A 13,630-nucleotide genomic window follows, 5' to 3' on the forward strand; every position below is an offset into this window, starting at 1 on the left:
CATGAGCACCCAGAAGGTGGCCGCGTGGTCGCATGCCGAGGAGTTCGTCACCCCCGGCGCGCACGTCGAGGAGGCGGTGCGCCACGGCGAGGAGCTCGGCGCCCGGCCGGTCGGCAACGGCGTCGGGGCTGCTCTCCAGATGCTCGCCGCCGCCACCGGGGCCAAGGCGGTCATGGAGATCGGCACCGGTGCGGGCGCATCGGGGCTCTGGCTGCTCGGCGGCATGCCGGCCGACGGCATCCTCACCACGATCGATCTCGAGACCGAGCACCAGCGAGCCGCGCGTGACGCCTTCGCCGCTGCCGGCTTCGCGCACCAGCGCACCCGCGTCATCGCCGGGCGCGCCCTCGAGGTGCTCCCGAGGATGACCGACGGCGCTTACGACCTCGTCGTCGTCGACGCCGACCGCGAGGAGTATCCCGACTACGTCGAGCAGGCGGCCCGGCTCCTGCGCAGTGGCGGCACCCTCGTGCTCACGTGGTCCGACAAGGAGGCCGACCCGGCCAACCGCGACGCCGAGACCCGCACCCTGCGCGAGGTCGGCCGCTCGATCCGCGACCGCGACGACTTCGTCTCCGCCCTGCTGCCGGTCGGCGAGGGCCTCCTCGTCGCCGTCAAGCGCTGAGCTCTCGCCCGCGCGGCACCGTCACGAGCCCGCCGACCCGGCTGGGCGGCATACGGCACCCGACCGGGACGGCATCCGCCCGATCACGCTCCGGTATGCCGTGTGGCTGGGACATGCGAGACGGCCCCCGACCGGGTGGTCGGGGGCCGTCCTGGCTGATCGTCGGAGGGGTCAGCTGACGCCGGCACAACCCTGGATCGCATCGCGAAGCGCTGCAGCCTCGTCAGGGGTCATCTCGACCACGAGACGCCCACCGCCCTCAAGGGGCATGCGCAGCACGATGCCGCGGCCCTCCTTGACGACCTCGAGCGGCCCGTCGCCGGTCCTCGGCTTCATTGCTGCCATGGTTCCCCTTCCCTAGGAATCCTCGGTCTTGGAGGACATTATTCCGTGTCTGGTTTGCCAGACCTAATCCGGGATGTGACGGAGGGCACGCCGAGGCCGCCACGGCTTCCGGTCCGGGCGCCGATGGGCCAGAGTTGCCGCCATGACCGAGTCATCCGCGACCGCAGCCACCCACCCCGACGCCGACGCCGCAGCGGCCGCCCCGCTGCTCGTGGAGGTCGCCGACGGTGTCGCGTGGCTCCGGCTCAACCGCCCCGAGGCGATGAACAGCCTCGACAACGCCCTCAAGGACGCGCTCGTGGCCGCGCTCTCGCGCGTGGGCGACGACCCCGAGGTGCGGTGCGTCGTGCTGACCGGCTCGGGTCGCGCCTTCTGCGTCGGCCAGGACCTCAAAGAGCACGTGCGCAGCCTCTCCGACCCCGACTCGACCCTGGCGACGACCGTCACCGACCACTACAACCCGATCGTCATCGCGCTCGCAACGATGAACAAGCCCGTCATCGCCGCGCTCAACGGGGTGGCGGCGGGGGCGGGGTTGTCGTTCGCCCTGGCGTGCGACTTCCGCATCGCTGCCGAGGGCGCGGGGCTCAACACGTCGTTCGCCGGCATCGCGCTCTCGTGCGACTCGGGAGCCTCGTGGACCCTGCCCCGGCTCATCGGGCCCGCGCGCGCGAAGGAGCTGCTGCTGCTGCCGCGCACCGTGCCGGCCGACGAGGCGCTCGCCCTCGGCCTCGTGACGAAGGTCGTGCCGGCGGGGGAGCTCGAGCAGACCGTGCGCGAGCTGGCCCGCACACTGGCTGATGGGCCGACCCTCGCCTACGGCTCGATCCGGCGGGCCGTGGCCCACTCCGCGGGCACCGACCTCGCCGACGCGCTCGCCCACGAGGCCGAGCTGATGGCCCTGACCGGGGTCAGCAGTGACCACCGGGCCGCGGTCGACGCGTTCCTCGCCAAGACGAAGCCCACCTACACGGGTCGCTGAGCCCAGCGGCAGGTCACGGCGGGTAGTCGCTCGGGGGCACGAAGCGCCAGAGCTCGTCGGTCCACCAGTACTGACAGACGACGAAGACGACGAGCAGCGGCACCGCCCGCCAGAGCAGTCGGCCCCAGCCGTTGCCGCGTCGGTCGGCCCAGCCCGCTCCGAGCACGACGACGAGCAGCGGGAAGAGCGGCAGCAGGTAGCGGAAGATGCTCGTGAACGGGTCGAGCACCGCGGCGAGGTAGGCGGGGTAGGCGAGCGACCAGGTGCGCAGGTCGGCGCCGAGATTCTTGGCCCAGGGTCCCGCCACCATCGCGACCAGCACGATGGGGATCACGACGAGCCACACCGGGCCCCACGTGTCGCCGAGGAAGTAGCGCGCCTTGTCGAGCCACGGCGTGAAGGGCTCGACCGTCGCGTAGCCGCGCCAGGCCGCCATCGTGTCGGTGTAGGCCGTGCTGATGCCGGTGCGCCACCAGGCGATGGCCGGCCAGAGCAGGCCCGCCACCCCGCAGCCCACGAGCGAAGCGGCCATCGCGGCATACTCCCGGGCCGGGATCGGGCGCTCGGTGCGCTGGCGCCACCGGATCACGAGCACGACGAGCGTCACGACTCCCAGCGGAACGGCGATCGGCCGGGAGAGCCCGACGAGCAGCGCCACGGCCGTGGCGACGAGCCACCGCTCCCGCGACAGCGCATAGAGGTAGCCGACGAGCAGCAGCATCGCGAGCGACTCGGTGTAGGCCAGCTGCAGCGTGACCGACGCGGGGAAGCTCGCCCAGAGGGCCACCACGAGGTATGCCGCCGGGTCGCCGATGCGGTCGCGCAGCAGCAGTCCCATGATGACCGCCGCTGCGACGCCACAGAGCAGGGCGATCGTCGAGGCGACGGCGGGGAAACCGAGGCCGGTCACCGCCATGACGGCGCGGGCGAGGTAGGGGAAGAGCGGGTAGAACGCCCAGGGGTTCTCGCCCACCTTGCCCGTGTCGGTGACGGGGAGGGTGGAGGGGTAGCCGTTCTCGGCGATCAGTTGGTACCACTGACCGTCCCACAGCGCCGTGAAGGCGAAGTAGCCGACCGGCACGTCGTCGCCGCCGGTCATGCCGCTCGGCGCCTGCTGGCGCATGACGACGAGCAGGATCGTCGTCGTGACGACCCGCGCCATCGCGTAGACCGCGAGCACCCACAGGACGAACTCGCGGCGGGGCCGGAGCCGGGGTGCGTCGGTCATCGACGGTGTTCGCGGCCGCAGGGTGGGTGCGTCGGTCATGGACGGGGTTCGCGGCCGAGCGGCGGCTCGGGTTGCTCGTGCTGCGCGGCCTGCTCGTGCCGGGCGGCGTGCTCGTGCTGGGCGGCGTGTTCGGCGGGGTCGGCCTGCGCGGTGGCACGGGACCGCTCGGTGACCTCGGCGCGCACCGGCGCGGACGGCCCGCCCCGGAGCACGGCGATCTCCTCGTCCTTCTCGCGCAGCTCGCGTCGGAGTCGGTCGACCACGCCGTCGACCTGGCTCATCCGGTAGCCCCGGAGCCCCACGTCGAAGACGAGGTCGTCGAAGTCGGTGTCCTCGATCGGGTCGTCGGGCAACGGCTCGTGCGACAGGCTCCGCGTGCCGCCGCCGAGTCCGCCCGCGGAGCCGGCGCCGATGAGGCCGAGCACGAGCGCCGCGACGAAGCACACCACGACGACGCCGACGAAGAGGATGAACCAGGTCACCGCGTCGGCTCCTCGTAGGTCGTGATCGCCGCGACCGCCGTGGCCGGGTCGTCGGTGAGGATGAGGCGGTCGAGGTCCTCGGGGCCGATCATGCCGCTCTCGAGCACGGAGTCACGCAGCCAGTCGATGAGCCCCTGCCAGTAGGACGTGCCCATCAGCACGACGGGGAACTCGGTGACCTTGCGGGTCTGCGCCAGCGTCACCGCCTCGAAGAGCTCGTCGAGCGTGCCGAAGCCGCCCGGCAGCACGATGAAGCCGCGGGAGTACTTGAGGAACATGACCTTGCGCGCGAAGAAGTAACGGAAGTTGATGCCGAGGTCGACGAACTCGTTGAGCCCCGTCTCGAAGGGCAGCTCGATGCCGAGCCCCACCGACGTGCCGCGCGCCTCGTAGGCACCGCGGTTGGCCGCCTCCATGGCGCCCGGTCCCCCACCGGTGATGACCGCGAAGCCGGCCTCGACGAGCTTGCGTCCCACCTCGACCCCCATGGCGTATGCCGGGTCGCTGGGCTGGGTGCGCGCGGATCCGAAGACCGCCACCGCGGGACCGAGCTCGGACAGCGAGCCGAAGCCCTCGACGAACTCGGACTGGATGCGCATGACCCGCCACGGGTCGGCGTGCAGCCAGTCGACGTGGGTCGTGCCCTGCAGGAGCCGCTGGTCGGTCGTCGTCGCCGGCACCCGGCCACGGCGCAGGGTCACCGGCCCGGTCTGGCGCCTGGCTCCCGCGTCGGGCCGGACCGGCTGGGGCTGCACGTCCGGCTGCTCGTCGGGCTGCTCGTCAGTCACAGCGTCACCCTATGTGTCCCGGCTCGGTCGAGATCGTCACTGGCTCGTCTCGGACGCGACTCGGACTCGACTCTCGCGCGTCCCTGGCGCGTCCCTGGCGCGTCTCTGGCCCGTCTCAGAACGAGTGGCCGCGTCAGGCCAGCCAGCGCAGCAGCGCGGCCTCGGCGGCGACGTACTGCTCGACCGGGCAGCTCTCGTCGTCCATGTGCGCGAGGTTGGGGTCGCCGGGGCCGTAGTTGACGGCTGGCATGCCGAGCGCCGAGAAGCGGGCGACATCGGTCCAGCCCTCCTTGGCGCTCACGGGCACCCCGAGCGCCTCGATGAAGGCCTGGGCAGCCGGCAGGTGCAGCCCCGGGCGGGCGCCGTCGGCGGCGTCGCCGAGAGTGACGTCGTAGCCGTCGAAGACCTGGCGCACGTGGGCGAGGGCAGCCTCGGTGTCCTTGTCGGGCGCGTAGCGGTAGTTGACCGTCACCGTGCACCGGTCGGGGATGACGTTGCCCGCGATGCCGCCCGTGATGCCCACGGCCTGCAGCGCCTCGTGGTAGTCGAGACCGTCGACCGTGACCGTCGCCGCCTCGTAGGCGGCCAGCCGGCCCAGCACGTCGGCGGCGTCGTGGATCGCGTTGTGGCCCTTCCACGGACGGGCCGAGTGCGCCGCTGTGCCGGTCGTGACGACCTCGACCCGCAGGGTGCCCTTGCAGCCGCCCTCGATGGCCCCGTCGGTGGGCTCGAGCAGCACGGCGAAGTCGCCCTCGAGCAGCTCGGGGCGGGTGTCGGCGAGTCGGCCGAGACCGTTGAAGCGTCCGTCGATCTCCTCGCAGTCGTAGAAGAGGAAGGTGAGGTCGCGAGTGGGCTCCGCGACCTCCGCGGCGACCCGGAGCATGACGGCGACGCCACCCTTCATGTCGACGGTGCCCCGGCCCCAGAGCAGCCCGTCGATCTGCCGGGTCGGCAGGTTGGGGGCGGCGGTCAGCGGCACGGTGTCGATGTGGCCCGCGAGCACGACCCGCTCCGCGCGGCCGAGCGAGGTGCGAGCCACGACGGTGTTGCCGGCGCGCTCGACGTGCAGGTGCTCGAGCGGACGCAGCGCGGCCTCGATCGCGTCGGCGAGTGCGGCCTCGTCCTGGCTCACGGACTCGATGTCGCAGACGGCCGCAGTGAGCGCGACGACGTCGGTGGACAGGTCGAGCGTGGCGGCGGAGGTGGCCTGGGCGGCTTCGGTCGGGGACGGCATACCGGGAAGGCTAGCGGCAGCAGCCGACGGTGCGGCGGCGTGCTCACCCAACCCGCGCCCAGCACGCGAGCCGGGTTGCGCGGCGCCGACCGACCAGCCCTACCCTTGGGCGCATGTCTGAGCAGCGGAGTGCGTGGGGATTCGGTCTGGCGACGGTCACGGACGGTGGGCAGGTGCTGGACACCTGGTATCCCTCCCCCGCCCTCGGGACGGCGCCCGACGACGCGAGCGCCCCCGACGCGCTGCAGGCGCTCGTCGGCTCGGACCCGCTGCGAGGCGTGCGCACCGAGATCGTGCGCACCGAGATCGACCTCGACGCGGCCCCCGACGGCACGCCCGACGCCTACCTGCGTCTGCACCTGCTATCGCACTGCCTCGTGCGCCCCAACGAGCTGGGCCTCGACGGCATCTTCGGCGCGCTGCCCAACGTCGCGTGGACGAGTGCCGGCCCTTGCGCCGTCGACGGTTTCGAGCAGACCCGCATCCGGCTGCGCGCCGCCGGTCACGTCGCCGTCTACGGCGTCGACAAGTTCCCGCGGATGACCGACTACGTCGTGCCCCCCGGCGTACGCATCGCCGACGCAGACCGCGTGCGGCTGGGCGCGCACCTGTCGCCCGGCACCACCGTCATGCACGAGGGCTTCTGCAACTTCAACGCCGGCACGCTCGGCACCTCGATGGTCGAGGGACGCATCGTGCAGGGCGTCGTCGTCGGCGACGGGTCCGACATCGGGGCGGGTGCCTCCATCATGGGCACACTTTCCGGCGGCGGCACGGAACGCGTCAGCATCGGTGAGCGTTGTCTGGTCGGGGCCAACGGTGGCATCGGCATCGCCCTCGGCGACGACTGCGTCGTCGAGGCGGGGCTCTATGTCACCGCCGGCACCAAGGTGACGCTGCCCGACGGCTCGGTCGTCAAGGCGAGGGAGCTGTCGGGGTCGAGCAACATCCTGTTCATCCGCAACAGCGTCACGGGTGCCGTCGAGGCCCGCGACCGTGCGGGCACCGGCATCACCCTCAACGCGGCCCTGCACGCCAACGACTGACCGACCACCGCCGGCCCTGCCTCGAGCCGACCGGCGCCCACCGAAGGACACCCCTCCACCATGTCGAAGACCCGACCCGCCCCTGACCGGGCCGGGCCGAGCCGCCCCGTCACCGGGTCGCCCGCCCGGCGCCGTCGACGGGGCCTCACGCTGCTCGTCGTCGTCGGACTGGTCGCCGCGGGCGGCTACTTCGGTGGACGCTTCCTGCTCGACAGCGTCGTCAACCCGCAGTGCACGATCAGCGCCGGCGGCATGACCGAGACCTTCGACCCGGAGCAGACCGGCAACGCCGCCCTCATCGCGGCCCTGTCGCTCAAGCGCGACCTGCCTCCGCGAGCCGCGACGATCGCCCTGACGACCGCCATCCAGGAGAGCAAGATCCGCAACCTGCGCTACGGAGACCGCGACTCGCTGGGCCTCTTCCAGCAGCGGCCCAGCCAGGGTTGGGGCACTGAGGAGGAGATCCTCGATCCCGTCTACTCGACCAACACCTTCTTCGACGCCCTGGTGAAGTACAAGGGCTACGAGAACACCGACATCACGACGATCGCGCAGAAGGTGCAGAAGAGCGGCTTCCCCGAGGCCTACCGCGACCACGAGGGCGAGGGTCGCGTGCTCGCCTCCACCCTGACGGGGCACTCCCCCGCCGGGCTGACCTGCCGGCTCGACGCGCCGACCGCCTCGGTGGCCCCGGCCGACGTCGCGGCCGACCTCGAGCGGCAGATGGGGATCACCGACACCTCCGTGGGCGACGGCGTGCTCACCGTCACCGCCGCTGACGCCACCTCGGCGTGGGCGGTCGCGCACTGGGCCGTCGCCAGGGCCGAGCAGTACGGCGCCACGACGGTCACCGTCGGCGACCGCACGTGGGACCGCGCCGACCGCGACGCCACGTGGTCGGACGGCGCCAACGACGGCACCACCGTCACCATCGCCCTGGCCTGACCCCGTCGAGTGGGCACTTTCCACCCGTCGCCGGTCGTCCCCCGCTCGATGGAAAGTGCCCACTCGACCGTGGTCTGAGTCGAGTGGGCACTTTCCACCCTCGACCTCGCCCCCGTATGCCGCCCCGCACGTCGAGTGGGCACTTTCCACCATCGACCTCGCCCTCCGTATGCCGCCCCGCACGTCGAGTGGGCACTTTCCACCATCGACCTCGCCCCCGTATGCCCGCCCCGCACGTCGAGTGGGCACTTTCCACCCGTCCCAGCCGACCCACCCTCGATGGAAAGTGCCCCCTCGACCGTGGTCTCCGTCGAGTGGGCACTTTCCACCCTCGACCTCGCCCTCCGTATGCCGCCCCGCACGTCGAGTGGGCACTTTCCACCCTCGACCTCGCCCCCGTATGCCGCCCCGCACGTCGAGTGGGCACTTTCCATCACCGAGCCGCGGGCCTCAGCCGGAGACCTCGTCCAGGTGCTGGAGGAGGTCGTGGGCGGCGAGCTCGACGTCCTTGTGCCGCCACTCCGACGCCCGGTAGACGCAGGCGATGAGCGCCGAGCGGTGCACCCGGCGCAGGTCGCCGTAGACGAACGCATACCGCGCCTTGGTCGCGTCGTTGGCGCCCTCGGTGAGCCCGAGGTGCCACGCGGCGTAGTCGTCCCACGAGTGCGTCTCGAGGAAGGCGTTCTGCGCCTCGGCGTTCGGCTGCACGTCTCCCCAGTCGCTGTCGAGGACGTACTGCCGCTTGTCGATGAGCTCGCGGCACCGCGCGACGGCCGCGTCGTTGACGTGGTACTTGGCCATCACCCCATCATGCCGATGTCCCCGACCCTTGCGGGGCGGGGACATCGGTGAACTCGAGCGGGGTGGGTCAGCCCGGGTAGTTGCGCTCCGGGGCGCCGGTGTAGATCTGGCGCGGGCGGCCGATCTTGGTCTCCGGGTCGTTCATCATCTCGCGCCACTGGGCGATCCAGCCCGGCAGGCGACCGATGGCGAAGAGCACGGTGAACATCTTCGACTCGAAGCCCATGGCCTTGTAGATGAGGCCGGTGTAGAAGTCGACGTTCGGGTAGAGCTTGCGCTCGACGAAGTAGTCGTCGGCCAGGGCGATCTCCTCGAGACCCTTGGCGATCTCGAGCAGCGGGTCGTTGTGGCCGAGCTTCTCGAGGATGTCGTCGGCGGCCTTCTTGATGATCGCCGCGCGCGGGTCGTAGTTCTTGTAGACGCGGTGTCCGAAGCCCATGAGGCGGACACCGTCCTCCTTGTTCTTGACCTTCTCCATGAAGTGCTTCGGGTCATCGCCCGACGCGTGGAGCTTGCCGAGCATCTCGAGGACGGCCTGGTTGGCACCGCCGTGGAGCGGGCCCGACAGGGCGTGGATGCCGGCCGAGACCGAGTTGAAGAGGTTGGCGTGGGCCGAGCCGACGAGACGCACCGTCGAGGTCGAGCAGTTCTGCTCGTGGTCGGCGTGCAGGATGAAGAGCAGGTCGAGGGCCTTGGCGACCGTGGGGTCGACCTCGTAGGGCTCGACGGGGTAGCCGAAGGTCATCCGCAGGAAGTTCTCGACGAACGACAGCGAGTTGTCGGGATACATGTACGGCTGGCCGACGCTCTTCTTGTGGGCCATGGCCGCGATCGTCGGCAGCTTGGCGAGCAGGCGCACGGTCGAGATCTCGACCTGCTCCTGGTCGAAGGGGTCGAGGCTGTCCTGGTAGAACGTGCCGAGCGCCGAGACGGCCGAGCTGAGCACGGGCATCGGGTGGGCGTCGCGCGGGAAGCCGTTGAAGAAGGCGCGCAGGTCCTCGTGCAGCATCGTGTGCCGGCGGATGAGGCCCTCGAAGCGGCTCAGCTCGTCGGGCGTCGGCAGCTCGCCGTAGATGAGCAGGTAAGCGACCTCGACGAACGACGACTTCTCGGCCAGCTGGTCGATCGGGTAGCCGCGGTAGCGCAGGATGCCCTGGTCGCCGTCGATGTAGGTGATGTCGCTCTTGCACGACGCGGTGTTGACGAACCCGACGTCATAGGTGACGCGGCCGGTCTCCTTGAGAAGCGACCCGACACTGATCCCGTCGTTGCCGTCGACGGCCTCGACACCCGGGAAGGTGAGTTCCTTGTCTGCGACCTTGAGCGTCGCGTCCACTGCCTTCGTCACTGTGTCTCGCCTCCTGTCGTTCCGGCCAGGGGTCGCCGGAGGTGTCCGCGTGCGACGTTACCCCAGCGGCGGGCGGGAGGACCAAACAGGGTCCATCCCTGAAACACGCGCTCGGCCAACGTTTGTCGCCGGGCGTCGCCGCTGGTCAGGGCGCGGCGGTCAGACGGGAGCAGGCAGCGTCGATGCGTTCGTCGGTGGCGGTGAGCGCGATGCGCACGTGCCGGCCCCCGGCGGCACCGTAGAACGACCCGGGTGCGACCAGGATGCCGCGGTCGGCAAGCGCCGAAACCGTTGTCCAGCAGTCCTCTTCGCGGGTTACCCACAGATAGAGCCCCGCCTCTGAGTGGTCGACGCGCAGGCCCGCCGCGGTGACGGCTGCGAGCAACCGCTCTCGACGGCGCCCGTATGCCGCCCGCTGCGCATCGACGTGGGTGTCGTCGCGCAGGGCGACCGCCATGGCGTGCTGCACGGGTGTGGGCATGATCATGCCGGCGTGCTTGCGCACCTCGAGGACCGATCGGATGATCGCCGGGTCGCCGGCGACGAAGGCGGCGCGGTAGCCGGCGAGGTTGCTCTGCTTGGACAGGGAGTAGACGGCAAGCAGGCCCGTGTGATCTCCCCCGCTGACGTCGGGGTGCAGGATGCTCGGTGTCGTCGTGCCCACCTGCCCCTCGCGCCAGTCGAGCTCGGCGTAGCACTCGTCACTGGCGACGATGACGTCGTGCGCACGTGCCCACTCGACGACCTTGCGGAGGTGCGGCACTCCGAGCACCTGGCCGTTGGGGTTGCCGGGACTGTTGAGCCACAACAGCTTTGGCGTCGTGGCGGCGGTCAGCGGGCCGAGGCTGGTGAGCGACTGCGCCACGACGGAGGTCGCGCCCGCCAGCCGCGCCCCGATGTCGTAGGTCGGATAGGCGACGGCCGGGATGCCGACGAGGTCGCCCCGGCCCAGGCCGAGGAAGGTCGGCAGCCACGCCACGAGCTCCTTGCTGCCGATGGTCGGAAGCACCGCGTCGGCTCCGAGACCGGTGACGCCCCGACGGCGGGCGAACCACTCGCCGATGGCGTGGCGAAGGTCAGCCGTGCCGATGGTCAGGGGGTAGCCCGGCGCGTCGGCGGCGGCCACGAGCGCTGCGCGCACGACCTCCGGCGTCGGGTCGACCGGGGTGCCGACCGACAGGTCGACGAGCCCCTCCGGGTGGGCACTCGCCCGAGCCTTGTAGGGCGCGAGCGAGTCCCACGGGAAGTCGGGCAGCGCCGGCGGAGAGAGCGTGGGGACCACGCGTCAGCTCGTTCGGCTCACTCGTTGTGCTCTTGCGGGGGCAGGGCGGCGATGAGCGGGTGGTCCTTGTCGATGACGCCCATCTTGGCAGCGCCGCCCGGGCTGCCGAGGTCGTCGAAGAACTGCACGTTGGCGTCGTAGTAGTCGGCCCACTGCTCGGGGACGTCGTCCTCGTAGTAGATGGCCTCGACGGGGCAGACCGGCTCGCACGCGCCGCAGTCGACACACTCGTCAGGGTGGATGTAGAGCGACCGCTTGCCTTCGTAGATGCAGTCGACCGGACACTCCTCGATGCACGCCCGATCCTTCAGGTCGACGCAAGGCTGGGCGATGACGTAGGTCATGGGGTGCGGACCTCCTGCTGTGGAGCGTTCGGGGCGGATGCGTGCACCGCTTAGTATGCCGGACATGACTGGCGACCCCACGCAAGACCCCGCCGCTGAGACGCCTGACGAGGGCTCTCTGCCGGTGGACGTTCCGACGTCCGACGAGGGGTCCGACCGCCCGGCCACCGACACCGCCGGGCACCTGCTGACGGCTGGACTGACCATCGGCAACAGGGTCGTCGTGCGCTATCGCCTCGAGGACGGCTCGCAGGCCCGGGCGACCGACTTCATCGGTGAGCTCGTCGCCCGCAACGACGACTTCCTCATCGTCGACACGAAGAAGCAGCGGGTCAAGCTCATCCGGGCCGACGTCATCGCCGCCAAGGACGTGCCGCCGCCCGCGAGCCGTCCGGGCCCCGCGCACGAGCGGGTCGGGGCCGACGACCTCGAGGTGCTGATGGCCAAGGGCTGGGTCGCCCCCGACCGCGCCGGCCTCGGCGACTGGGTGCTCCGCTCGGCCGGGGGCTTCACGGGGCGGGCCAACTCCGCCCTCGTCGTGGGCGACCCCAGCCTGCCGATCGACAAGGCGATCGACTACGTCGAGCGGTGGTACGCCGAGCGTGACGCCGCCCCCCTCTTCCAGCTGCCCGGGGAGCCGGGTTTCGCCGTCGCCGACGTGCCCGCCGGAGCCGCCCTGCTCGAGCGCGGCTATGTCGCTGGCGGAGGCCGCGCCGACTGGGACAAAGTGCTCGTCATGACCGGGCTGGCCTCCGCCGTGCCTGCGCTGACGACCGAGTCGGCGCCGGTCACCGCCGACGCCAAGCTCTCGCCCGAGTGGCTGATGACCTACGGGCGCAGCCGGTCGGTGGTGCCCGGAGTGACGGAGGCGGTCCTCACCGGCAGCGACGGGCAGCTCTTCCTGTCGGTGCGCGACGAGACCACCCGCCAGCTCGTCGGCATCGCACGCCTCGCGATCCACCCGGGCTGGGCGGGCCTCTTCGGCCTCTGGGTCGACCCTGCCCACCGGCGCCGCGGCATCGCGTCGACAATCGTGTCGGCCGCGGCCATGGTGGCCCGTGAGAACGCGATGCCCGCCATCTACCTGCAGGTCTCGTCGGCCAACACCGACGGCGTGGCCTTCTGGCAGAGCCTCGGCTTCGGCGTGCACCACGACTACACCTACTTGGCGCGACCGAGCGCCTGAGCGTCGACGGCTCAGGCCAGCAGCGAGGTCTGCTGCTCCGTCCCGGCCACCGGTCGCCACGTGCGCGGGTCGACGCGGCGGAAGCCCTCGCGCCCCGTCGTGCGCGTGGCGACGAGGTTGGAGAGGGCGTGCACGTCCTCGCCGACGACGAGCACCTGGGTCGCGTGGGCGCGCAGGGCGTCGTTCTTGACGGCACGGGCGGCGTCGTCGCGCACGACGTGCGTCACGAGGTCGTCGTCGACGACCGAGGGCGGGTAGGGGTCGTCGTCGCCGAGCAGCACGAGCGGCCACGGGCGCTCCCCCGTGGTGTCGCGGCACCGGGCGTGCTCTCGCCACCACGACTCGCTGCGGTATGCCGCCGGGTCGGCCTCGCGCAGCCACGCGCGGTCCTCGCGGGCCCAGGTGAGCGGCGTCAGGATCTCGAAGGCGCGAGCGGGCAGCAGGTCGTCGGGGACCAGCTCCAGGGCGCGGCGGGTGACCCGGTGGGTCTGCACGTGGTCGGGGTGACCGTAGCCGCCGTGCTCGTCGTAGGTGACGACGACGTCGGGCCGCAGCGTGCCGATGAGCGCAGCGACGAGGCCGGCCGCTTCGTCGAGGTCGGCTGCCGTGAAGGCCTCCGGTCGGGCGGCTGCGGCAGAGCCGACCATGCCGGAGTCGCGGTAGAGCGAGAGCCGGCCCGGCTCCGCGCCGAGCACGTGCATCGTCGCCCCGACCCGGCGCAGCGCCTCGGTCAGCTCGCCGTGTCGGTGCTGGCCGAGGGCGTCGTCGGAGTCGCCCTCGAGGTGCGCGAGCCCCGGCGGGATGACCTCGCCCTCCTCGCCGAGGGTGCAGGTCAGGACGTGCACCTCGTCACCGCGCGCGACGTGGTGGGCCATCGCGATGCCGCACGTCAGCGACTCATCGTCGGGGTGGGCGTGGACGAAGAGGAGCCGCGACGCACGCGACCCCACTGCCTCGGCTGGCTGGGCCGACTCGGTTGGCACGGCTGACACGT

Annotated in this window: 15 protein-coding genes; 5 read left to right on the forward strand and 10 right to left on the reverse strand. The window is 71.5% G+C overall.

The features are described 5' to 3' along the window. The first annotated feature begins 1 nt into the window (after position 1). Positions 2–625 (forward strand): O-methyltransferase, encoded by a 624-nt coding sequence (locus LG278_RS15880; protein WP_404388345.1) that lies wholly within the window; start codon positions 2–4, stop codon positions 623–625. Between the two features lie 171 nt (positions 626–796). Here the strand turns inward: LG278_RS15880 and LG278_RS15885 are convergent, their stop codons facing one another. Continuing rightward, the gene (locus LG278_RS15885; protein ID WP_141823522.1) at positions 797–970 is read right to left on the reverse strand and encodes a DUF3117 domain-containing protein; all 174 of its coding nucleotides are present in this window, start codon (positions 968–970) and stop codon (positions 797–799) included. Positions 971–1,112: 142 nt separating this feature from the next. Between LG278_RS15885 and LG278_RS15890 the strand changes: the two genes are divergently transcribed. Further along, positions 1,113–1,952, forward strand: coding sequence for an enoyl-CoA hydratase/isomerase family protein (locus tag LG278_RS15890; RefSeq protein ID WP_404388347.1), 840 nt, complete (start codon positions 1,113–1,115; stop codon positions 1,950–1,952). 13 nt (positions 1,953–1,965) lie between these two features. On the opposite strand, the gene LG278_RS15895 is transcribed toward LG278_RS15890, so the two are convergent. From LG278_RS15895 to dapE, 4 genes are all read right to left on the reverse strand, one after another. Further along, a complete protein-coding gene (locus tag LG278_RS15895) occupies positions 1,966–3,180 on the reverse strand; it encodes a hypothetical protein (RefSeq protein WP_404388349.1) in 1,215 nt (404 codons plus the stop codon). 35 nt (positions 3,181–3,215) lie between these two features. Then, entirely contained in the window at positions 3,216–3,662 is a 447-nt protein-coding gene (locus LG278_RS15900) for a cell division protein DivIVA (protein WP_404388351.1), read from the reverse strand. Then, positions 3,659–4,417, reverse strand: coding sequence for a TIGR00730 family Rossman fold protein (locus LG278_RS15905; RefSeq protein ID WP_404393684.1), 759 nt, complete (start codon positions 4,415–4,417; stop codon positions 3,659–3,661). The genes LG278_RS15900 and LG278_RS15905 overlap by 4 nt, the downstream gene beginning before the upstream one ends. A 166-nt stretch (positions 4,418–4,583) precedes the next feature. Then, positions 4,584–5,684, reverse strand: coding sequence for a succinyl-diaminopimelate desuccinylase (gene dapE / locus LG278_RS15910; RefSeq protein ID WP_404388352.1), 1,101 nt, complete (start codon positions 5,682–5,684; stop codon positions 4,584–4,586). Between the two features lie 113 nt (positions 5,685–5,797). Between dapE and dapD the strand changes: the two genes are divergently transcribed. Both dapD and LG278_RS15920 read left to right on the forward strand, forming a co-directional pair. Beyond that, complete coding sequence (dapD, locus tag LG278_RS15915) at positions 5,798–6,730, forward strand: 2,3,4,5-tetrahydropyridine-2,6-dicarboxylate N-succinyltransferase (RefSeq protein ID WP_404388353.1); 933 nt, start codon at positions 5,798–5,800, stop codon at positions 6,728–6,730. 60 nt (positions 6,731–6,790) lie between these two features. Beyond that, the gene (locus LG278_RS15920) at positions 6,791–7,675 is read left to right on the forward strand and encodes a hypothetical protein (RefSeq protein ID WP_404388354.1); all 885 of its coding nucleotides are present in this window, start codon (positions 6,791–6,793) and stop codon (positions 7,673–7,675) included. A gap of 450 nt (positions 7,676–8,125) precedes the next feature. Here LG278_RS15920 and LG278_RS15925 read toward each other — a convergent pair whose 3' ends face one another. The 4 genes from LG278_RS15925 to fdxA form a co-directional block, all read right to left on the reverse strand. After that, positions 8,126–8,476 (reverse strand): hypothetical protein, encoded by a 351-nt coding sequence (locus tag LG278_RS15925; protein WP_404388356.1) that lies wholly within the window; start codon positions 8,474–8,476, stop codon positions 8,126–8,128. 67 nt (positions 8,477–8,543) lie between these two features. Then, positions 8,544–9,824, reverse strand: coding sequence for a citrate synthase (locus tag LG278_RS15930; protein ID WP_404388358.1), 1,281 nt, complete (start codon positions 9,822–9,824; stop codon positions 8,544–8,546). Positions 9,825–9,969: 145 nt separating this feature from the next. Further along, positions 9,970–11,106 carry a succinyldiaminopimelate transaminase gene (gene dapC, locus LG278_RS15935; protein WP_404388360.1) on the reverse strand — a complete coding sequence of 379 codons (1,137 nt, stop codon included), beginning with the start codon at positions 11,104–11,106 and terminating at the stop codon, positions 9,970–9,972. A 17-nt stretch (positions 11,107–11,123) separates the two neighbouring features. Further along, a complete protein-coding gene (fdxA, locus tag LG278_RS15940) occupies positions 11,124–11,450 on the reverse strand; it encodes a ferredoxin (protein WP_404388362.1) in 327 nt (108 codons plus the stop codon). Between the two features lie 64 nt (positions 11,451–11,514). On the opposite strand from fdxA, the gene LG278_RS15945 reads away from it, so the two are divergent. Further along, positions 11,515–12,636, forward strand: a complete 1,122-nt coding sequence (locus LG278_RS15945) for a GNAT family N-acetyltransferase (protein ID WP_404388363.1) — start codon at positions 11,515–11,517, stop codon at positions 12,634–12,636. Between the two features lie 11 nt (positions 12,637–12,647). Here LG278_RS15945 and mshB read toward each other — a convergent pair whose 3' ends face one another. Then, positions 12,648–13,628, reverse strand: a complete 981-nt coding sequence (gene mshB / locus LG278_RS15950; protein WP_404388364.1) for an N-acetyl-1-D-myo-inositol-2-amino-2-deoxy-alpha-D-glucopyranoside deacetylase — start codon at positions 13,626–13,628, stop codon at positions 12,648–12,650. Positions 13,629–13,630: the final 2 nt, after the last annotated feature.

The organism is Humibacillus xanthopallidus, from assembly GCF_044793955.1.
Classification (GTDB): Bacteria; Actinomycetota; Actinomycetes; order Actinomycetales; family Dermatophilaceae; genus Humibacillus; species Humibacillus xanthopallidus_C.